Source organism: Jannaschia rubra (genome assembly GCF_001403735.1).
Classification (GTDB): Bacteria; Pseudomonadota; Alphaproteobacteria; order Rhodobacterales; family Rhodobacteraceae; genus Jannaschia; species Jannaschia rubra.
Genome location: NZ_CXPG01000022.1, coordinates 83,666 through 103,210, shown reverse-complemented (window position 1 = coordinate 103,210; position 19,545 = coordinate 83,666). Strand labels below are relative to the sequence as shown.

The following is a 19,545-nucleotide window of genomic DNA, read 5'->3' as shown; positions in this document are numbered from 1 at the left end:
GGACGGACGAGCCGCAGGCGAGGACCAGCAAGGGCAGGGGCGTTCGGCTTGTCCGAATCCCCCTGCCGTCGCGACCCCCGCGAGCGGGGGTCTCCTAAGCCTCTTCTGGCATGGGCAAGGGGGCTGTCCGCCCCCGGCGCTGACGCGCCTCCCCCGAGGATATTTCAGGGAAGATGAGGGAGCCGGCGACCTAGCATCGTTATTGGATGTGCCACATTGTTATGATATTCGCGGGATGCGGAACAGGCAGGGATGCCGATGGCCGTGGAAGGTGAAGGGCGCGAGCTTACTTCCCAGGTGGAGCCGGGGCCTCGCGGCCTCGGTTCCTCTCTCCCGGAGGGCCGCATGAAAGTCATCCTGATCCTGGTCCTCTTCACCTTTGGCGAGGGATTGGAGCCTGTGACGGCCGAGTTCGCCACGATGGCCGCATGCGAGGCCGGGGCGCTGGCGATGTTCGAGGAGGTGGACGATGCCCCCGTGGTCGCTCCGTTCGAGCTGACGGCCGGGTCTGACGTGATCGAGGAGACGATGATCGTGCGCGGCCAGGACGGCACCGATCTTGGGATGTTCAGTTGCAGCCCGCTCCGCGCGTCCGGTGGTCGAGGATGACGGCAAGGGCGGCTCTTGAGGCTGGTCCTTTGGCCTCGACGTTTGGAATAAGGTCAGAGGTTTGAGGCGGCTTGTGGTCCTGTTGCTGGCCCTCGGCGCCGTGCCGGCTACCGGAATGGCTTTTGCGATCTCGGGCCTTCCCCATGGACCGACATGCTCGGTCTGGCGCGACGCGCCATGCCTGAACCTCTGCGAGCGGCGCTTCGCTATCCACGAACGCGCGATCCCGTTCGGCTTCCTCCTGAACCCGGCCGGCATCGACGTGTCGTGCCAGGAGATTTGTTACGCCCCCGAGGCAGGCAAGCCGCCACCGCCGGATCTCGAACCGCGCTGCCTCCTCCACTCGTGGACGCCCGACGATTGGGCCTACTGAGCGGGACGTCCGAAATCGCGGAACGCCGCATCCGCGGGACACTCGGGCGAGGATCGCCACCCGAAGGGCGGAGACGCGCGCCCTCGGCCGACCATGGCCCGCCCGCCGCGGAATGGCTCCGCAGGAGACGGTCCACGGTGGAAGGACGGCGACGCAGGGGCCGTGCCGCCGGGACGGGGAGGTCGTGGGTTCGCGGCTCCGGGAGGCTTCAGCCGACTAGAGCCGGTCCGGCTTCGCCGGACGCCCCCTGACCACGCTTCTCCGCCCCGTCCAGTCCCTCAAGATGCACGTCGGCCGACTGAACGGGATGTTGCCCCCGCCCCGTCCTCGGCTTGCAGCGCCGCCAGCAGCTCGCCCGCCCCGACGCGGACCAAATGGACCTCGCGTTCCTCGATCTCGTCCGCCATCGGCACACCTCTCAATTCGATTTCGTTAAGATTATCGTTCGCCAATTAGGCATTTTTGCGCCGCGCAAGGCCAATGAGGCCGCCCACGAGGTTCAACGCGCCCTTCCGGTGCCGCCCTGTCATCGCGCGCAACGCCCCCCCCGGATTCCGCACGGGCGTCCTCGGATGGTCGCGGTTCGCGTCGATCAGGAACACGGCGAGCGTGGCCTGCTCTTCGCCCATCGTCTCGACGGCCTTCTCCCAGGCGTCGTAGTTGATCCCGAGGGAGGGAAGGATCCTGACGGCGGCGTCGATTAGATCGACAGTGCGAAGCTGACGGGACTTGCCCTGGCTGTCGGCGATGAGCGTCTTCATGTCCTCGCTGGCGAGACCGAAAAGGCGCTCCGGTGTCAGCCTGGACACGAATTGGGCCTTGCGTGCTCCGCTGGCCGCCGCACACTTTATTTCTCGGCCTCTTTCGGGGCCGATAGGCCCCGTCAGAAAGGATTCATCGTGCGCGGGCTTGCCCGCGCTCCGTTCATCCATGCCGGCATTACAGATTACAGAAGGATGCTCTTGGTTGTTCTCTTGTAGATAGGGGGTGTCGTTTTCTTCTCCCATGGCGGAAGAATCACGACCTTCATCATCGCCCGCGGCAAGTGCATCGGTCACGTTCTTGACCTCCTCGACATGCGCGCGGAGGGCGTCGATCGCCATGGTTTCGAGACGGCGGGCGTCGGGCCATGAGGCCAATGCCTCGGCGGCGGCCTCGATGCGGGGGTGAGGCGCATCGCCGGCTTCGCGGACGTGCTTCAGCACGATCCCTTTGAACGTGCTGCGGAGGTTGCGAAGCATCCTGCGCTCGGCCTTCTCCCGGCGGAGCCGGTCGAGAAGATTGAGGAGGTCGGGGACGAGGGCGATGAGGCGGCTGAAGACGATGCCGCATCCGCCATAGGGCGAGCGGTGGCCGTTGGCCTTGATCCGGCGTTCGATGAGCCCAAGGCGTTCGAGCTGCTTTTCGGTGTTGTAGAGCGCCCGGCGGGTCTTCCCGAGGGCGGCCGCGGTGACGTCCTGGGGCGCGAAGTAGATCGGCTCGCGATTTGGGGACGTCCAGTCATCCGGCGCCGTGTGGCCCATCATGTGGATGAGCGCCACTTGGGCAGGTGCCCCGAGGCCGATCGTCGGACCCACCTCGCGGATGAGCTGTTCGACGGTGAAGCGTTTGTGGCCCTGTGGGAGGGCCGGGAAGGTCGCGGTCTGTGACATGGTTGGTCCTTGCTCTTGGGGTGGAGCAAGACGGCGCGGCAGGCACAGGACATCCGGTCGCACGGATGCGGTTTTTGCTTGCCAGGTCTGTCGGGAGGCTGGTAGAACGAGGTCAACATAGCTGGTTGGACCTATAGGAACGCCAATTCCTGTTCATCCGAAGCCCCCCTCGCTTGGTTGCCGCCTTGCGGGGGGTTTCTCTTTTTGGGGGTCTGCTCTGCCTCCTGTTCGATTCTGATTTTTTGTTTCGGTAAGCCTACAGGATGATGTGGACCGCCGTAAACGGTCCACAACTTGTCCACATCAGTAGTCCACGCGCTCCCAGCCGTAGTTGCCCTCGTAGTCCCGCCAGTCCACGAAGACGGAGCGCATCGAAACGCCGGGGCAGTGATCGCCCCATCGGCTGTGAAGGCCGTAGGCGGCCGGCACCGCCTCGATGGAACTGCTTCGCCACCGATAGTCGCCTTGGATGCCGTAACTTCCGAGCCGGACGCTGGAGCTGCGGTCGCAGTATTCGTCCCCTTCGCGGCCGCGCTCGCGCTGGCTTCCTCGAATCATGTAGACGCGGATCGAGCGGACGAAGTTGAACTCCGGGGCGCTGATGTCGATGTCAGCTTGGCCCTCTTGGTTGATGTAGTCCTGGGCGAGCTGAAGGCTGAACCCCTCGGGAAGGGGCATCGCAGCCCCCCCGCTCTCGTGGCGAAGGACGGCGGGTTGCGGCGCGAGCGCAAGCCCGTCGTCCGGGAGTGGTGCGCTCGGGTAGGATTGCAGCGGGATCTCCATGTCCGCCAGTAGCGCGTCCCAGATGCGCGTGGTGGACATGGCATCGGGATCGACCTCGAAGGATGCCCCCATCGGGCAGCGCCAGATTTGCAGCGGCGGCTCGGCCGGCCAGGGCGTAATCCTGCGGATGAACTCGGCGCGAGCGCGGGCGCAGGGCACCGATGCGGGCCAGCCGCCGGACAGGCAAAGCAGGATAGCGCAGTCTATGGGATAGGTCTGGGCCTGCCCCTGCTGGGGCGTTGCGGCCAAGGCCGACATGGCGGCGATGGCCGCGAGGGCGGTGGATTGTGGAAATGCACGCATGTCGTTCCCTTTCCAACGAACAGATTTATAATGGGTGCCACTAGGGTATAGATATTCTATAGGGGCAAAGCGGCCGGTTTGACAACTCTGGACTGCCGCGACCGACCTTCAGGGGGCCGTGGAGGTCGCTTCGGATAGATCGGCAGCAACGTCACGACCCGCCCGAGCCTCCATCGACCGAAGCGGGTCGCTTGCGAGGACAGGGAGGCCCCTCATTCCATCATCCGCCTCCGCAGCTCCGCCACGAAGGTGCGCAATGCCTCGGCGCTGCGCAGCCCGCGCTGGTCGCGTACGTCGATCACCCAGACGGTGCCGCGCGCTTCCGCGTAGAGCAGCGAGAAGGCTGTTCCCGCGATCTTCCATTCGCGCACGTCCGCATGACCCTCGTAGCGGTGCCCGGCCTCCGGGTGAGCCCGCAGGATAGCCTCGGCTTGGCGCAGCGCCTCCGCGGCGCGGGCCACGGCGAGCTGCGGATTGCGCCGGTAGTAGGTTCGCATCCAACGCAGCCCCGGCTCGGCTGTTGCGAGGTAGCGCAATCCGACGTCCGACATGCCGGCACCCGGCCGCGGTCAGCGGGCGGCGGGAAACGGCCGGTCGTCGTCGGCCAGCATCCAGTCGTGAACCTCCCCGGGCGCCACGCCGGGGCTCTCGCGCGTCACCATCTCCAACCCCGTATCCAACAGGTCGCGCACCGCTCGACGCTCCTCGACGAAGGCGCGGATGGCTTGGTTTGCCACCCAGGAGGCGGAGCGATCCTCGGCTTGCGCGATGCGCTCGAGCTCGGCCTTCAACTCCGCGTCCAAGCGGGTAGTGAACATGGCGGTAGGCATGGCGGCGAACCTGGGCTAGGGAAGACGACGATGTCATACAGTGTCATCGAAGCGGCCCTAAGTCAAATCCGATAGTCTGTATTATGTAATTCAATAGGGTCTCGTCTGCCGGAGGACGAACTTTTGGCCATTCCCCGACAATCACCTTCGGCCGTGAACCTACCTTGCTTGACATCCAGCGCTAGATGTCCGGCAGACGACACCGTCCACTGCAGGCCAGTCCGACGCAACTCACGAACTGATGACCAGGAGAATTTGGAAAGCGTCACCATACGACTGCATGGAGGGTTCAGATGAAAGCTTCGATAGTCCTCGCGACGGTGGTGGCCATCGTTTCGGGAGGACTCGTCCTGTCATCCATGCTATCGGCCGATGCGAACTCCGGCATGCGCGCTGTTCATCGGGACGGTCGGTGAGGTGTCGGTTTTCAAGGCGGTCTACGTCGGCAAGAGGGAACTCAAATGCGCCTGCGTCGGCGGCGACAGTACCGTTCCGCTCGGTTTCGTCTCTCTCACGGAAAACCTCATGATGGTCGGCATGGCGCTCGTCATGGGGTGGATAGCGCTGATGTGACGGATGGCCCCGCCCCCCGGAGCGACCCGTCGCGGCGGGGGCTGCTCGTCGCGGGGCTAGGGCTCGCAGGCGCCTATGCGGGCCTGCGCCTGGGTCTGCCGGCGCTGTCCGAGCGGCTGCGCGAACTCGACTTCGAGCCTCTGGACCGCCCGGCGGGGTTCCGCAGGCTGACTGTGACCGGAAGCGTCAGCGGCGGCACGGCATTCGATCCGTTCATCGGGCTCGACGTGACGGCGGAGCGGGCCGACCCGTCCTGCGCCGGTCTGTTCGATGACACGTCCGGCCCAGACCGCGGCATCGTTCCGATCGCCTATTTCTCCGACTTCAACTGCGCGTATTGCCGGGTGCTGAGCCCCCGCCTCGCCGCCCTGAAGGGCGCGCAGGTCACGTGGCACGAACTGCCGCTCCTCGGCGAAAGCTCGACGGTGATGGCCCGTGCGGCCCTCGCCGCGGGCTTGCAGGACGCGCATGTCGCGTTCCACGAGGCGCTGATGCGAACGCCCCGTCCCTCGCCCAATGCCATCGCCCGCATCGCCGCCGACCTCGGCCTCGACGCCGCGCACCTATGGGCGGACATGAATGGCGCGGCCGTGGAGCGGAAGCTCGAGCGAACCCGCGCCGCCGCCGCGACGTTCGGCTTCTACGCGACGCCCTCGATGGTGGTCGGCCGGACGGCGGTGGTGGGCGCCCTGGGCGACGTCACCCTCGACCGCCTCCTCGCCCGCGAGCGCGCGGACGAGCCGGTCCCCGCCTGCGTCTGAGCCTCAGCCTTCAGGGTAGGCGGCGAAGACCTCGGCCGTCCAGTCCCGCTTCATCAGCCAGACGTCGAACGCCTCGCCGTCCTCGCGCGGGCCCATGCCCGGCGTCCCCATGACCATGCCGGGCACCGAGAGCCCGATCGCGTCGGGTCGCTCCGAGAGCAGCCGTTCGACGTCGGTGGCCGGCACGTGGCCCTCGACGACGTAGCCGTCCACCATGGCCGTGTGGCAGGAGACCATCTCGTCCGGGATGCCGAGCGAGACCTTGAGCTCGGCCAGCGCATCGTCGCCCATGTCCTCGACGCTGACGTCGTGGCCGGCCATCGCCATGTGCTCGACCCAAGCGCCGCAGCAGCCGCAGGTCGGCGACTTGGCCGTATGCACCGCCTCCGCCATCGCGGTCGCGGGCAGGAGGGCGGCGGTCAGGGCGAAAAGGAAGCGGCGGGCGGACATGTTGGGGTCTCCGGTGACGTTTCGATCCGCATGCAGATGGGATCCCTCCCCCGCGGGAAGGCAAGGGAATCAATGTCCGTGTGGTACGAACTACGTGAAATTCTTCGTACGGCTCACGCCGCACGACATCATGCAGCGGCTCAGACATCGGATCTCAGGCCGCAGCCCCGACGTCGTCCGGATCGACCGACCAAGCGTCCTTCGTGGCCTCGAACCCTTCCCAAGCGACGTAGGGCACGATCAGCAGCGCCGCCACCGGGTCGGCCCACCACCAGCCTAGCCACTGCGTCAGGCCGATCCCGATCAGCACTACCACCGTCTGATACTCGCAGATCAGCGTGTCCTTCGCGTCGTACTTCAGCGCGGGCGAGTCCAGCCGCTTGCCGTAGCGGTGCTTGCCCCAGGCCAGGAACGGATTGACCACGAGCGAGACAAACAGGATCGCGATCCCCCACCAGTTGAAGCCCGGCGCCTCCTGCGACAGGAACGCGGAGACCGCCTCGTAAAGGATCGCCGCGACCACGATCCAGAACGCCGCGGCCACGACCGAAAGGGCGATCTTCTTGCGCTTCAGGATCGTGCGCCGGTCCGCGCCCTTCTTCTCGCCACGCAGGCGCCAGATCAGCGTCCCCGCCGAGGTAGCCTCGACGGTGCTGTCGAGCCCCCAGCTTACCAGCGCCGCGCTGCCGGTGAGCAGACCGGCCGTCACCGACACGACGACCTCGAGGACATTGTAGACGAGGCTCGCGATCTCGACCCGGATGCCGCGCCTGAGATCAGCGTCCCGGTCCTTCTGCTTCTCCGGCATCTCACATCTCCCGTGCGGCAACCCGCCAGAATAACGTGACAAATGCCCGACAGGTTCGACTTCGGCGAAAACTCGGCGCCGGCGCAAGAAAGGTCTTGAACCTCTAGCCGCTAGAGGCCCCATCTCTCCGGTCGTAGATACCGGCAGGAGATCATCATGGAACAACGCGACGAGCCCGAGAAGGCATGTGACGCCTGCTGCGGCGGGCAGGCCGTCCAGGCCTCAAGCGCGCCGCCACCCGAGGCTGGCCGCAGCTTCCGCGTGAACGGCCTCGATTGCGCGGAGGAAGTGGCGATCCTGAACCGCGTCGTCGGACCCGAGGTCGGCGGAGCGGAGCACTTGGCCTTCGACGTGCTCAACGGGCGGATGACGGTGCTGGGGGGTGCAAAGCCGCTGCGCGACGACCAGATCGTCAAGATCGTGGGCTCAACCGGCATGACCGCCAAGCCCTGGGACGCGGAGGCGGCCGAGGCCGACCAGGCCGCACATTTCAGCCGCCAGCGCCTGTTCACCGCGCTGTCCGGCGGCTTCTGGGCAGCGGGGTTCCTCTGGCATATCGTCGAATCCGGCGCGGTCGGGGCGGTCGGGTTGTTCTCGGGGCATGGCGAGATCCCCATGCCGCTGCTGGAAATCGTGGCCTTCCTGATCGCCGTCGTGTTCGGTGTCTGGCTCGTCGCGCCCAAGGCGTGGTCCTCGGCGCGGCGGATCTCGCCCGACATGAACCTGCTCATGGTCGTGGCCGTCGCGGGGGCGATCGCGCTCGGCGAATATTTCGAGGCGGCGACGGTGGCCTTCTTCTTCGCCCTGTCGCTGACGATGGAGAGCTGGAGCGTCGGGCGTGCGCGCAACGCGGTCTCGGCGCTTCTGAACCTCGCCCCGCCCACGGCGCGGGTGATCCGGCCCGACGGCTCGGAGGCGGACGTGCCTGCGGCGGAAGTGGCGGTCGGGACGCGCTTCATCGTGCGCGGCGGTGACCGTATCCCGCTCGATGGCGAGGTGACGGACGGCGCGGGTGCCGTCGACCAGGCGCCGATCACCGGAGAAAGCGCGCTGGTGCCCAAGGAGGCCGGCGACGAGGTCTATGCCGGCACGATCAACGGCGAGGGCACGCTGACGGTGCGCGCGACCAAAGCGGCCTCGGACACGGTGCTGTCGAAAATCATCCGCATGGTGGGCGACGCGCATTCGCGCCGCGCCGAGGTCGAGCAGTGGGTCACGCGCTTCGCCCGCGTCTACACGCCCATCGTCATGGCGCTGGCGGTGCTGATCGCGCTGGTGCCGCCCCTTCTGGCCAGCGGGGCCTGGGACTACTGGATCTACAACGCGCTGGTGCTGCTGGTCATCGCCTGCCCCTGCGCGCTGGTCATCTCTACGCCCGTCTCCATCGTCGCGGCGCTGGCCTCCTCGGCCCGCAGCGGCGTGCTGATCAAGGGCGGGGCCTATGTCGAGGCGCCGGCGCGGCTGACCGCGCTGGCCATGGACAAGACCGGCACGATCACGATGGGCGAGCCGGAGGTGGCAGGCCTGTACCCCTTGGGCGACGCCTCCGAGCGGGAGCTGCTTGAAGCCGCCGTGGCGCTGGAGGCGCGCTCTTCGCACCCGCTCGCGCGCGCCATCCTGGCCCGTGGCGAGCGCGAGGGCATCGCCCGCACGGCCGCCGAGGACACGCGGACGGTCCCCGGCCGGGGTGTCGAAGGGACGTGGCAGGGCCAACCGGTCTGGCTCGGCTCCGACCGCTTCGCCGCCGAGAAGGGGCTGGAGGGCGCGATCCCACGCGATTTGGCGGAGCGGATCGAAGGCGCAGGCAGCACGCTCGTCGCCATTGGCGCGGGCGACAAGCTGATGGGCCTGATCGCCCTTCGCGACCGCATCCGGCCCGATGCGCGTGCCGTTGTCGCCCGGCTGCACGAGATGGGGGTGGGGACTATCGTCATGCTGACGGGCGACAACGAGCGCACGGCGCGCGCCGTCGCCGCCGAGGTCGGGATCGACGAGGTTCGCGCGGAGCTCCTGCCCGAAGACAAGGTCGCGGCGATCGAGGAGCTGGTCGCGCGGCACGACGTGGTCGCCATGATCGGCGACGGGGTGAATGACGCGCCGGCGATGGCGCGGGCGCATTTCGCCATCGCCATGGGCGCCGTCGGTTCGGATGCGGCCATCGAGACGGCCGATATTGCGCTGATGACCGACGACATCGCCAAGGTGCCGTGGCTCATCGGCCATTCCCGCCGCACCATGGGCGTCATCCGGCAGAACATCGCGCTCGCGCTCGCCACCAAGGCCGCTTTCGTCGCCCTGACGGCGTTCGGCCTGGCCACCATGTGGGGCGCCATCGCCGCCGACGTGGGCGTGTCGCTCCTGGTGGTGGCCAACGCTCTGCGGCTGTTGCGGGCGCACGCCGACGCGCCGCCGCCCGAAGGCGGCGAGCGGGTCGGCACGCGCATGACGCAAGGCGCGCTGGCGCACGGGCATTGATCGGCGGCCCCTCGCCCTCTACTCAGGGCGGAAGAACAATGGCCACCGAACCACGGGGCGCGAGGGGCAGGCATGATTTCAAGACTGACGCGCCGTACGGCGCTCCTGGGGGGCGCGTGCGCCTTTCTTTCCGGCTGCGCGGGCAAGTTCCGGTCTTATGACGGCCCCGCCGTCACGCGGCTGCGGCTTTTCAAAAAGCGTCGGCTGCTGGTCGTGGAGGGCCGGGAGCGTACCCTGCGGACCTACCCGATCGGCCTGGGCTTTGCGCCGGTGGGTCACAAGCAGTTCGAGGGCGACGGACGCACGCCCGAAGGGTCCTACGTCATCGACCGTCGCAACCCCGACAGCAAGTTTCACCTGTCCATCGGTATCTCCTATCCGAACACGGCGGACGTCGCCTACGCGGCGGCGGCAGGGCGGCATCCGGGCAGCGACATTTTCATCCATGGAGGGCCCCGGCGTGGCGTCGACCCGACGGACGTGCGAGACTGGACGGCGGGCTGTATCGCCGTCACCGACCGCCAGATCGAGGCGATCTACGCCATGGTCCGCGACGGCACGCCCATCGAAATCTACGCCTGAAGGCTCGATCCCTGCGCGTCAGGTCCGCCGCCACAGACGGGCCGCTCCGCCATCCGTGAGCCATGCCAGCAAGAGCGCCGCCAGAACGAGGGGCGGCAGCACCAGATCGCCGAGCCGCGCGTAGAGCGTCGGGGGCCGTGCGGCGGGCAACTCGGCGTCGATGATGCCGGTCCGCTCCATTCCCAGACGGTCGCGGATCCGCCCCTCCGCGTCGATCACCGCGGAGATACCGGTATTCGCCGCCCGCACGACCGGCAGCCCCTCCTCGACCGCGCGCATCCGGGCCGAGGCGAGGTGCTGGCGCGGCCCGATCGAGGTGCCGAACCAGGCGTCGTTGGTGGCGTTGAAGATCCAGTCGGGCCGGATCGCGTCGTCTGCGACGTGGCCCGGAAAGATGATCTCGTAGCACATCGCGGCGCCGACAAGCGGCAGGCCCGGCAGCGCCAGCGTGCGCGGCCCGGGTCCCGGCGTGAAGTCGCCCGGTGTCTCGACGAGCCGGCCGATGGGCAGCCACCGCGGCACGTACTCGCCGAACGGGACCAGGTGGTGCTTGGCGTAGTCGGCGACCGGGCCGCCTTCGGCGTCGTAGGCCTGGATCGTGTTGAAGTAGCGGGTCCCCTCCGCGTCCGCGACGCGCTCGGGCACCCCGGTCAGCAAAATGCGGTCCGGCGCGAGCATTCGGGCGATGCGGGCCACGGCCGCCGGGTCCTCATCGAGGTCGCCGGGAAAGGCGGTCTCCGGCCAGAGCAGCACGTCGAACGCTCCGGGTGCCGCCGACAGGCGCAGATAGCGCGCGAAGATCGCCTCCCGCTGGTCCGGGAGCCACTTTTTGGCCTGGGCGATGTTGCCCTGCACGATCCGCAGACGGACCCCCGTCCCCTCGGGGGGAGTCGCGGCCAGCCGCAGCCATCCGGCGGCGAGGACCGCAAGGCAGAGAACCCCGAAGAGGACAAGGCAGCCCGTCCGCCGCACCCCTTCCGCACGCAGGGCAGCCGCCGGTAGCACAGAGGCGAGCACCACGAGGAAGCTCAGCCCATAGCTGCCGGTCCAGGCCGCGGACTGGCGGAGCATGTCGAACTCCGCCAGAGCGTAGCCCGTCAGGTTCCACGGGAAGCCGGTCAGCACGTGGCCACGAAGCCACTCCGCCGCCGTCCAGCAGGTCGCGAAGAGCACCGCACCCGTCGCGCCGCTGGTGTGCACCCGCGTGAAGGCGGCACAGGCAAGGGCGGGAAAGAGGGCGAGGAGCGCGCTCAGGCCCGCCACGGCCGGAACGGCCATCCAGCCGAAGCGCTCGGCGTCCACCGCGAAGCTCTCGGCAATCCAGGAGAGCCCGAAGGCGAAGTACGCGAGCCCGAACGCCCAGCCGAGGGCGAGCCCGCGCCGCGGGCCCGCGTCCGCGACCAGAAGGAACAGCGCCGAGTATGCCAGCAGTGCAGCCGGCAGCACCGAGAAGGGCGGCAGGGCGAGGACGGCCGCCGCGCCCGCCGCGAAGGCGAGCGGGAAGGCCACGCCTCGGCGGGCGGATCATGCGACTGTGACGACGGTCACGAGGCGGGAACGCGCTCGGCAAAAAGCGGACGCAAGACCAGCAGGGCCGTTCCGCAGACGACCGCCACTTCGGCGAGGTTGAAGGCGGGCAGGACGGGGACGCCGCGCGCGAGGCGCGGAGCCTTGGCGACGACCAGCGCCTCGCTCGCCTGATCCGCTGCGAAGGCTGCCAGCAACGCGCCGCCGCCCAAGGTCAGGTTCCGATGCCGCATCGCCGTCCCGCTCACCCCAGCCATACGTCGAGGAACAGCATAATGACCAGCCCGACGGCGAGGCCCAGCGTCGCCCGGTTCTGGTGGCCGCTCCGATGGGTTTCGGGGATGATCTCGTGGCTGATGACGTAGAGCATCGCCCCCGCCGCGAAGGCGAGGCCCCAGGGCAGGAGCGGCTGGGACAGTGTGATGATCCCGGCGCCGATGAGGCCGCCTACGGGCTCGACCATGCCGGTCAGGGCGGCGATGCCCCAGGCGCGGCGCTTGGCGTAGCCCTCGCCCAGAAGCGAGATCGCGACCGCCAGACCCTCGGGCGCGTTTTGCAGTCCGATCCCGATCGCGAGCGGCAGGCCGCCGGACATCCCGTCCGCTCCGAAGCCGACGCCGACGGCGAGGCCCTCGGGAAAGTTGTGGATGGTGATCGCGATGATGAAGAGCCAGACGCGCCGGAGCGACGCGGCCTCCGGCCCCTCGCGCCCGCTCGCGAAATGCTCGTGCGGCAGGCGTTCGTTCATCAGCGCGACCGTGCCCATCCCGAGCAGGATCGAGACGCAGACGATGGCGGCGGGCATCGCGCCGTTCTCGAACATCGGCTCGGCGGCATCGAGCGCGGGGATGATCAGGGAGAAGAAGGAGGCCGCCAGCATCACGCCGGCCGCGAAGCCGAGCGCCATGTCCCGCGTGGCGCGCGACGGGAGCCGGCCGAACAAGACCGGCACCGCCCCGATGGCCGTCATGGAGCCGGCGGCGAGGCTGCCGAGGAAGCCGAGCATGACGGGAGACAAGCCGGTCATATTTTCTCTGTATTGGGTGGTTCTTCGATCCGGCGCTCGGGGCGCCGCAGACCATCAACAGCTCGCCCGCGCCAGTCCTTCAGGTGCCGGTCTCGGAAGCCCGCGGAACCCTGCATTGCCCCGCGTGGTTTGATAGATGGCGCTGCTTGTTGTAGTGCGAAGAGCCTATCAACGAGGAGCGAAGCCGCACAATGCTGACCAGACGCCATTTCATCGCAACGACTTCCGCCTTGTTCTCCGCAACCGTCGCCGGACCCGCGCTTTCCAGCAGCTGGCCGACGGCGGCCCAGAAGGCGGCATGGGATGCGCAGGTCACGCCGCCCGGTTACGATCCGGCGATGACGAACCCTTGGGGTCTGCACCCGCGCCTGCTGCCGCAGAGGGTTGCGGCGCGGCCCGGCCTCGTGCCGGGCGACATCCACGTCGACGCCACGGCGCGGTATCTCTACCACATTGAGCAGGGCGGGACGGCCATGCGGTACGGCGTGGCGATCGGACGCGATGGCCTCTACGAGCCCGGCACCTACAGGATCGGGCGCAAGGTCGAATGGCCGCACTGGACGCCGACGCAGGCGATGATCCGCCGGGAGCCGGAAGCCTATGCGCAATACGAGGACGGGATGGAGCCCGGCCCCGAGAACGCGCTCGGCTCGCGCGCGCTCTATCTCTTCAAGGGAGGCCGCGACACCTATCTGCGGATTCACGGCACGCCGTCCCCGAGTTCGATCGGCAGCCGCGCCAGCTCGGGCTGCGTACGGATGGTCATGCCCCACATCAACGAGCTTTACGCGCGGGTCGAGACGGGGGTGACGGCCTACCTCTACAAGCCCGCGGGAGACGGCCCGTCGATGGCGCACAGCTGACGGTTTCGTCCGAGCTGGCGGCGCGCGTCTTGCGAATATGCTCCGCCCCCGTCCGCCACGGTCGGGAAATCGGCGACCGGACCTGAAAGAACCCGCTCTCACCTTCGACCTGTCAGCCCGCGACTGACGAGGCAGACCCACCGCAGATCTTGTTGCCGTTGGATGTGCGCAGCGGCAACATCGTCGTCTCAACCGGCCCGGCATGGCTGTACCAATAGCATCCATCCTCCGCTCGCAGCTCGACGGATTGAAGGTCCTGATAAGGGGCGGCCATGGCGACCAGTTGCGCCCTGACATCCTCGGAAATGCCCTGTCCCTCCTGCCCCCCTCCGCCGACCGGAACCGCGCAGGCTCCAAGCGTCAGCAAGGTCCCGACCAGCAGGGCCGCTCTTCCGTTACGGTTCGCTTGCCTGGCTGCGCCGGATTGCGAAGTTGCCCGCCCTGCCACCTTCGGTTTTTGTGGTTCCATCGGTCATAGCCTCCCGTGTGAAATATCCGGCGCCGCAATGGCCAGCGCATCCACGAGCGCCGCGCGCGCCTCCGCAAGCCGCTCCAGCGCGCCGCCATCCTGTTCGTCTCGTTCGGCGGCCTCCGCCAGTCTCTCGTCGGAAAGCGGATCGGTCGGCCGGCCCTCCACCAGCACCTCGTAATGCAGGTTCGGCCCCGTAGCCGTTCCGGTCGCGCCGACCGAACCGATCACGTCGCCAGCCGCCACGCGCTGACCTTCGCTCAAGCCATCGGGAACCGCGCTCAGGTGCGCGTAGCGTGTCATGGTATCAGTGCCGTGCGAGATTTCGACGACGCGCCCATAGCCGCCACGCCAGCCGATGAATGTGACACGCCCCGGCGCCGTGGCGCGCACCGGCGTGCCCTGCGCCGCGGCGAAATCGACGCCCGTGTGCATCCGCACGTTGCCGAAGACGGGGTGGACCCGGCGCCCAAAAACCGAACTGAGACGCGCGCCGTCAACCGGCTGGGCGAAAACGCGCTCCACCTCGCCGTCAAGGTAGATCGTCGCGCGGCCTGTGCCGTCCTCGGGCCAGGCGATCTCGTAGAGCGCGTCGCCGAGATCGAGCGCCGCGAAAGCCAGTTCCGGCTGGCCCACGAGTTCGCCTTCGACCCGCGCCTCGCGCCACATCAAACGCAGCGTCTCGTCGCCATCGAGGTCCCGGCGGAAGTCCACCGCGCCGCCCAGCAACTGCGCCAGGTCGACGGCGAAGCGGGCGGGCATTCCGGCGTCGTCCAGCGCCGCGAAAAGCGAGCTCGTGATGCGGGCTTCTCCCGCCAGGGACAGGATTTCCGGGTCGGGCGTCGTGACGCGCGTCTCCACCCGGGCGCCGAACAGCGCCTCGATGCGGACGCCGTCATCCACATCGAGGGAGATGGTGCGCGGCGCGCCGTCCGGTGCCGAGACCACGCTGATTGTATGGCCGGGCCGGAGCCGCCGCAGGTCGTATTCCGCGCCGAGGGCAAGCGCCGCCTCTGCCCGGTCAGCGGCGGCGATACCGGCCTCCGCGAGTACCGCGTCGAGCGTCTCGCCCGATGCGATCTCGCGCGACCAGCTGGCGCGCGGAGGATCGACCGCCGGCAACGGAGCGTCGCCAATGGTCGCCGCGAACAGAAGGGCCGGCTGTTGCAGTGTCGGCTTGGGACCTTGTCGCAGGGGCATGAGGGCCGGCGCCGCCGCCTTTGTGACAGGGAGGGCGGGAGCCTCGGGCGTTCTGGCAGCGGCTGCGGTCATTTCTGGCGGAACCAACTCCTTCATCGCTGTGGCCGGAAGACCCACTGCCGCCGAAATGCCTCCCATAACGGCCAAAGCCGCCGTCCAGTACCTCGCCCTCATGTCGCCCTCTTCGTTTCCAGCCCCATTGCGCGCCGTATCTTCGGCACTGCGAACTCCCTGGGCTCGTGATAATCGACCGTGCTCACGAAGCGTCCCTCCGCGTCGAACAGGAAAACGCTCGATGTATGGTTCATTGTATAGCTGTCGTCGGTCGTAACACGCTCGTATGTCGCCCGAAACCCTTCGACGGCGCGCGCGATCTGCTCCTCCGGCCCGGTCCAGCCGCGGATCGCCGGATCGAAGTAGCCGACATATTCGGCCATCGCCTTCACATCGTCCCGTGCGGGGTCGACGGTAACGAAGACGACGTTCAGGCGAGCGGCATCCTCGCCCAGATCCGCCAGCCAGCCGGAAACGTCGGCCAGCGTCGTCGGGCAGACGGCCGGGCAGAAGGTGAAGCCGAAGAACACCAGGCTCGCCCGACCGACCAGCGTCTCGGGGCCGACGGGCTGCCCCTCGTGGTCGATGAGAGCGAAATCCATCTCCGTAAGCGGCAGGGGCCGGGCTTCATCCGTACGCCCGGACGCACCGGGGCCATCCACCTGCCACCAGCCCGCCAGCAACGTCAGCCCGAGCGCGGCGATGCCGCCGCCCAGGCCGAGAACTGATCTGCGCCGCATCAACCCTCAGGTCCACGCGCGGCGATGCCCAGGACCGGCACCGGCACCGGCACCTCGCCGCCGTCCGAGAAGTTCAGCGTCAGCGGAAAGCTCTCGCCTTCCCGCATCGGGCGCTGAAGCTGCATCAGCATGACGTGCATCACTCCGGGTGCAATCGCGACCGTCTCTCCCGGTGCGATGACGATCGCACCGGCCGGAGCCATCGAGCTGACGCCTCGGTCGTCGGTGGTGACCCGATGGATCTCGGACACCATTGCGAGGTCGCTTTGCAACCCCGTCAGCGTGACGGCCTCTTCGCCCGCGTTACGGACCTCCATGTAGGCCGCGCCCGGCCGGGACGTGCCGATGGAGGCGCGCGACCAGGCGTTCTCGACGACGACATCGTCGGACCCCGCCCAGGCGCCGGTCGCGAGCGCAGGCGCCAGCAGCAGGGCCGCAAGCATGGATCGGGCGGCATGTCTCATTCTGTTCTCCTGACTGTTTTCCCCGTTCCTTGGAAGCCGTCAGCTTCCGGCGGTTGCGACCTCTTCGGCGACCAGTGCCCGCAATTCCGCCTCGCCGAACGGCTCCACAGGCCGGCCGTTGACGAAGAAGGTCGGGGTTCCGCGGATGCCGACCGTCTCCACGTCGGCGCGGTCCTGGTTGAGGATCGCCACCACGTCGGGTGCGAGCATCTGCGTCCGCGCCGCCTCGGCGTCCAGCCCGGCTTCGGCCGCAATCTCGAGGATCGACCCGGCATTCGGCGCGCCGTGCGACGCCCAGCGGGGCTGCTCGCGCAGGAGCGCCTCCAGCACCGGCTCGTAGACGCCCTGCATCCGCGCCGCCTCCAGCACGCGGATCGCCTCCTCGGAGGCCTCACCGTGGAACGCCGTATAGCGGATGGCAACGCGCACCGCATCGCCATGCTCGGCCATGATGCTTTTCACGATGGGATAGAATGCGCGGCAGGCCTCACAGGCCGGATCGAAGAACTCGACGATGGTGACAGGCGCCTCTTCGGGCCCGAGGATCGGCGAATGGGGGCGAAGCAGCGCTTCTGCCTGCGCGGGCGGGACAGCCGCCGTCTGCACCGCCGGGCCCGGTTGTGTGACGAACCATGCGGCCAGTGCAAATCCGGCGAGCCCCAGCAAGAGGACGGACAGGATGATCTTTCGGTTCATGGACGGGGTTCCTTCAGGGAGAGTGCCGACAGGCCCGCGACGAGCGCGAAGGCCATGAGCGACAGAAGCGGGATCGGGATGCCGAGGATCAGCTGGTTCTCGTCAGTGCAGGAAGGGCCGGTCTCGGTGCAGGGCTGGATCGGCTCGGGAATGAAGCCGGCGTAGAGCCCCAGGTGCCAGAGCGCAAACAGACCGCCGCCGAGGCCAAGGACCACGCCGTAGCGGCCGACGCGGGCATCCCCCCACCACAGCCCAAGCCCGAGGATGATCGCCAGCGGGAACATGAAGGCGCGCTGATACCAGCAGAGCACGCAGGGCATTTGTCCCAGCACCTCGCCGATGAACAGGACGGCCAGCGAGGCGACGAGCGCCAGGGTCCACGCAGCCGCGAGGGCGGTCTCTCCAGACAAGCGCCGCTTCACGAGGACATTTTCTGCTTCAAGTCCGCAAGAATATCCTCGGCGGGCGTGCCGTAGGTCCAAGACTTGACGTAGGCACCGTCGGGGCCGAACAGGAACAACTGCGACGAATGGCTCATCGTGTAGCCCCCCGGCGCCGCGGCCTGCTCGACCTTCTCGAAATAGATGTGGAAGCTGTCCCCGGTGCGGTCGGTCTGCTCCGGCGTCCCGGTCAGTCCGACGATGCCCGCGTCGAAGGCCTGCATGAAATCCGCCATTGCGGCGGGCGTGTCCCGCTCGGGATCGACCGAGATGAAGAGCGGCTGGACCATCGGGGCGTCCTCTCCTAGGCCGTCCATGACGGCGGCGATCTCGGCCAAAGTCGTCGGACAGACGTCAGGGCAGTTCGCGAAGCCGAAGAAGACCAGCATCCAGCGACCCGCGAAATCCTCCTGCGTGCGGATCATCCCCTGATGATCTGTCAACTCGAAAACCGCCTGAAACCCCAAGCTGCCGTCTTCAACCTGTGCCGCGCGATAGTCTGCCCAGAGCAGCAGCCAGACGAGCGCGAACGCGGCGATGCCGACCAGGACCCATGCCACCGTTCGGACCGTCCTCATGCGACGGAGCAATGCGTATAAACCATCATGAGGCGGGAGATAGGACCTGCAGCAGGTAGAGGTTCAAGACGAATTGACCCAATCCGGCATCGGGTCACGAGACCGTGAAGCCTCCCTCGCCGCAGGATGTCCGATCATCTAGACCCTACAGTCGATAGAGATGAGGCAACAGCGATGCACACGATCGGAACCCTTTCCGCCAGGACCGGGACCAAAGTCCAGACGATCCGGTACTACGAACAGATCGGCCTGATGCGCGAGCCGGGGCGGTCGTCAGGTGGGCAGCGTCGCTATCATGAGGCCGATCTCGACCGGCTCGCCTTCATTCGCCATTCCCGCCAGCTCGGCTTCCCGCTCGACGCGATCCGCGAGTTGCTGGACCTGTCCGACAGCCCCTCCCGGCCTTGCGCCGAGGCCGATGCGATTGCGCGGCGGCAGCTGCGACAGGTCGAGCTACGCCTCGCGCGGCTTCAGGTATTACGCAAGGAACTGAAGCGCATGGTCGCCGACTGCGACGGCGACAGCGTGGCCGAGTGCCGGGTCCTCGAAGTGCTGCGGGACCATTCGGAATGCCTGACGGAGCACGAGGAGATCGGCGGATGAGGCTTGCGGCGGGAACCGCCTTGATCTCGGGTCTGTTCCCCTCCGAGCCGGAGGACCCGACGTGAGCGAGACCATCAAGCCGCAGGACGCGCGCCAGCGTCGCATCCTCTGGATCGTGCTTGCCCTGAACGTCGCCATTGCGGTCGGTTTCTTCGGCACCGGCGCGTTCGGCGACTCCTCGGCCCTGATCGCCAACGGTCTCGACAACACGTCCGACGCGTTTGTCTACGCCCTGAGCCTCTTCGCCCTGTCCCGTTCCGGCCGGTGGAAGCGCGGCGCCGCGAACGTCTCGGGCGGCCTCCTCATCCTCTTCGCCATCGGAATCCTGTTCGACGCGGGACGCCGGTATCTGGAAGGATCGGATCCTCTCGGTCCCGTGATGATCGTGATGGCGATGATCGCGGCCGCGGTGAACTTCGCCTGCGTCGTCCTGCTGCGCCGTATCCAGAACCCCGACGTGAATGTCCGCGCGGCCAACACGTTCAGCCTCAACGACTTCGTGGCCAATCTCGGCATCCTTATCGCAGGCGGATTGGTGGCCTGGCTGGGCAGCAATTGGCCTGACCTTGTTGTCGGAGTTGCGGTCGCGGCCATTGCGGCCTGGGGCGGCGTCGGAATCCTGCGGGACGCTCATGGCGAGCACCATAAAGCGGTTCATGACGACCTGGATGCATAGGACAGGAAA

General features: G+C 67.8%; 23 protein-coding genes and 1 pseudogene. 9 read left to right on the top strand and 15 right to left on the bottom strand.

The window, feature by feature from the left end; all coding sequences use genetic code 11:
- Positions 1–345: 345 nt before the first annotated feature.
- Together JAN5088_RS16480 and JAN5088_RS16475 are read left to right on the top strand one after the other, a co-directional pair.
- The gene (locus JAN5088_RS16480) at positions 346–609 is read left to right on the top strand and encodes a hypothetical protein (protein ID WP_144431871.1); all 264 of its coding nucleotides are present in this window, start codon (positions 346–348) and stop codon (positions 607–609) included.
- A 115-nt stretch (positions 610–724) separates the two neighbouring features.
- The gene (locus tag JAN5088_RS16475) at positions 725–982 is read left to right on the top strand and encodes a hypothetical protein (RefSeq protein WP_055683916.1); all 258 of its coding nucleotides are present in this window, start codon (positions 725–727) and stop codon (positions 980–982) included.
- Between the two features lie 452 nt (positions 983–1,434).
- Here the strand turns inward: JAN5088_RS16475 and repC are convergent, their stop codons facing one another.
- The 4 genes from repC to JAN5088_RS16455 all read right to left on the bottom strand — a co-directional run bounded on the left by repC (position 1,435) and on the right by JAN5088_RS16455 (position 4,550).
- On the bottom strand, positions 1,435–2,697 hold the full coding sequence (gene repC / locus JAN5088_RS16470; RefSeq protein WP_144431870.1) for a replication initiation protein RepC: 1,263 nt from the start codon (positions 2,695–2,697) through the stop codon (positions 1,435–1,437).
- 240 nt (positions 2,698–2,937) lie between these two features.
- Positions 2,938–3,720, bottom strand: a complete 783-nt coding sequence (locus tag JAN5088_RS16465) for a hypothetical protein (RefSeq protein ID WP_055683914.1) — start codon at positions 3,718–3,720, stop codon at positions 2,938–2,940.
- Between the two features lie 212 nt (positions 3,721–3,932).
- Positions 3,933–4,271: a type II toxin-antitoxin system RelE/ParE family toxin gene (locus JAN5088_RS16460; protein WP_055683913.1), complete on the bottom strand. Its 339-nt coding sequence runs from the start codon at positions 4,269–4,271 to the stop codon at positions 3,933–3,935.
- A gap of 18 nt (positions 4,272–4,289) precedes the next feature.
- On the bottom strand, positions 4,290–4,550 hold the full coding sequence (locus JAN5088_RS16455; RefSeq protein ID WP_055683912.1) for a CopG family ribbon-helix-helix protein: 261 nt from the start codon (positions 4,548–4,550) through the stop codon (positions 4,290–4,292).
- Positions 4,551–4,940: 390 nt separating this feature from the next.
- On the opposite strand from JAN5088_RS16455, the pseudogene JAN5088_RS16450 reads away from it, so the two are divergent.
- Both JAN5088_RS16450 and JAN5088_RS16445 read left to right on the top strand, forming a co-directional pair.
- Positions 4,941–5,123, top strand: a pseudogene (locus JAN5088_RS16450) (glutaredoxin); the annotation flags it as partial.
- Complete coding sequence (locus tag JAN5088_RS16445; RefSeq protein WP_055683910.1) at positions 5,120–5,884, top strand: DsbA family protein; 765 nt, start codon at positions 5,120–5,122, stop codon at positions 5,882–5,884. The pseudogene JAN5088_RS16450 and the gene JAN5088_RS16445, both read left to right, overlap by 4 nt.
- Positions 5,885–5,887: 3 nt before the next feature.
- Here JAN5088_RS16445 and JAN5088_RS16440 read toward each other — a convergent pair whose 3' ends face one another.
- Positions 5,888–6,334 carry a DUF411 domain-containing protein gene (locus JAN5088_RS16440; RefSeq protein ID WP_055683909.1) on the bottom strand — a complete coding sequence of 149 codons (447 nt, stop codon included), beginning with the start codon at positions 6,332–6,334 and terminating at the stop codon, positions 5,888–5,890.
- 154 nt (positions 6,335–6,488) lie between these two features.
- The gene (locus tag JAN5088_RS16435; RefSeq protein ID WP_082430072.1) at positions 6,489–7,142 is read right to left on the bottom strand and encodes a cation diffusion facilitator family transporter; all 654 of its coding nucleotides are present in this window, start codon (positions 7,140–7,142) and stop codon (positions 6,489–6,491) included.
- 156 nt (positions 7,143–7,298) lie between these two features.
- Between JAN5088_RS16435 and JAN5088_RS16430 the strand changes: the two genes are divergently transcribed.
- Both JAN5088_RS16430 and JAN5088_RS16425 read left to right on the top strand, forming a co-directional pair.
- The gene (locus tag JAN5088_RS16430; RefSeq protein WP_199502173.1) at positions 7,299–9,617 is read left to right on the top strand and encodes a heavy metal translocating P-type ATPase; all 2,319 of its coding nucleotides are present in this window, start codon (positions 7,299–7,301) and stop codon (positions 9,615–9,617) included.
- Positions 9,618–9,689: 72 nt separating this feature from the next.
- Positions 9,690–10,199 carry a L,D-transpeptidase family protein gene (locus JAN5088_RS16425; protein WP_055683908.1) on the top strand — a complete coding sequence of 170 codons (510 nt, stop codon included), beginning with the start codon at positions 9,690–9,692 and terminating at the stop codon, positions 10,197–10,199.
- 18 nt (positions 10,200–10,217) lie between these two features.
- Here the strand turns inward: JAN5088_RS16425 and lnt are convergent, their stop codons facing one another.
- The 3 genes from lnt to JAN5088_RS16410 are packed head-to-tail and all read right to left on the bottom strand — an operon-like array spanning position 10,218 to position 12,753.
- The gene (lnt, locus tag JAN5088_RS16420) at positions 10,218–11,708 is read right to left on the bottom strand and encodes an apolipoprotein N-acyltransferase (protein ID WP_082430071.1); all 1,491 of its coding nucleotides are present in this window, start codon (positions 11,706–11,708) and stop codon (positions 10,218–10,220) included.
- Between the two features lie 35 nt (positions 11,709–11,743).
- Positions 11,744–11,959 (bottom strand): hypothetical protein, encoded by a 216-nt coding sequence (locus JAN5088_RS16415; protein WP_055683907.1) that lies wholly within the window; start codon positions 11,957–11,959, stop codon positions 11,744–11,746.
- Positions 11,960–11,970: 11 nt separating this feature from the next.
- Positions 11,971–12,753, bottom strand: coding sequence for a ZIP family metal transporter (locus JAN5088_RS16410; protein ID WP_055683906.1), 783 nt, complete (start codon positions 12,751–12,753; stop codon positions 11,971–11,973).
- Between the two features lie 191 nt (positions 12,754–12,944).
- On the opposite strand from JAN5088_RS16410, the gene JAN5088_RS16405 reads away from it, so the two are divergent.
- Positions 12,945–13,616, top strand: a complete 672-nt coding sequence (locus JAN5088_RS16405; protein WP_055683905.1) for a L,D-transpeptidase — start codon at positions 12,945–12,947, stop codon at positions 13,614–13,616.
- 472 nt (positions 13,617–14,088) lie between these two features.
- On the opposite strand, the gene JAN5088_RS16400 is transcribed toward JAN5088_RS16405, so the two are convergent.
- From JAN5088_RS16400 to JAN5088_RS16375, 6 genes are read right to left on the bottom strand one after another with little or no spacing between them, the layout of a single operon-like run.
- Positions 14,089–15,459, bottom strand: a complete 1,371-nt coding sequence (locus JAN5088_RS16400) for a M23 family metallopeptidase (protein ID WP_055683904.1) — start codon at positions 15,457–15,459, stop codon at positions 14,089–14,091.
- Positions 15,456–16,079 carry an SCO family protein gene (locus tag JAN5088_RS16395; RefSeq protein WP_055683903.1) on the bottom strand — a complete coding sequence of 208 codons (624 nt, stop codon included), beginning with the start codon at positions 16,077–16,079 and terminating at the stop codon, positions 15,456–15,458. The genes JAN5088_RS16400 and JAN5088_RS16395 overlap by 4 nt, the downstream gene beginning before the upstream one ends.
- Positions 16,079–16,543 (bottom strand): copper chaperone PCu(A)C, encoded by a 465-nt coding sequence (locus tag JAN5088_RS16390; RefSeq protein ID WP_055683902.1) that lies wholly within the window; start codon positions 16,541–16,543, stop codon positions 16,079–16,081. Before JAN5088_RS16390 ends, JAN5088_RS16395 begins: the two co-directional genes overlap by 1 nt.
- 39 nt (positions 16,544–16,582) lie before the next feature.
- Positions 16,583–17,239 carry a DsbA family protein gene (locus JAN5088_RS16385; RefSeq protein ID WP_055683901.1) on the bottom strand — a complete coding sequence of 219 codons (657 nt, stop codon included), beginning with the start codon at positions 17,237–17,239 and terminating at the stop codon, positions 16,583–16,585.
- Positions 17,236–17,649 carry a disulfide bond formation protein B gene (locus tag JAN5088_RS16380; protein ID WP_233489829.1) on the bottom strand — a complete coding sequence of 138 codons (414 nt, stop codon included), beginning with the start codon at positions 17,647–17,649 and terminating at the stop codon, positions 17,236–17,238. Before JAN5088_RS16380 ends, JAN5088_RS16385 begins: the two co-directional genes overlap by 4 nt.
- 8 nt (positions 17,650–17,657) lie before the next feature.
- Positions 17,658–18,257, bottom strand: coding sequence for an SCO family protein (locus JAN5088_RS16375; RefSeq protein ID WP_199502172.1), 600 nt, complete (start codon positions 18,255–18,257; stop codon positions 17,658–17,660).
- A 174-nt stretch (positions 18,258–18,431) separates the two neighbouring features.
- On the opposite strand from JAN5088_RS16375, the gene JAN5088_RS16370 reads away from it, so the two are divergent.
- Together JAN5088_RS16370 and JAN5088_RS16365 are read left to right on the top strand one after the other, a co-directional pair.
- On the top strand, positions 18,432–18,860 hold the full coding sequence (locus JAN5088_RS16370) for a MerR family transcriptional regulator (protein WP_055683899.1): 429 nt from the start codon (positions 18,432–18,434) through the stop codon (positions 18,858–18,860).
- Between the two features lie 61 nt (positions 18,861–18,921).
- Entirely contained in the window at positions 18,922–19,536 is a 615-nt protein-coding gene (locus JAN5088_RS16365) for a cation efflux transmembrane domain-containing protein (protein WP_233489828.1), read from the top strand.
- Positions 19,537–19,545: the final 9 nt, after the last annotated feature.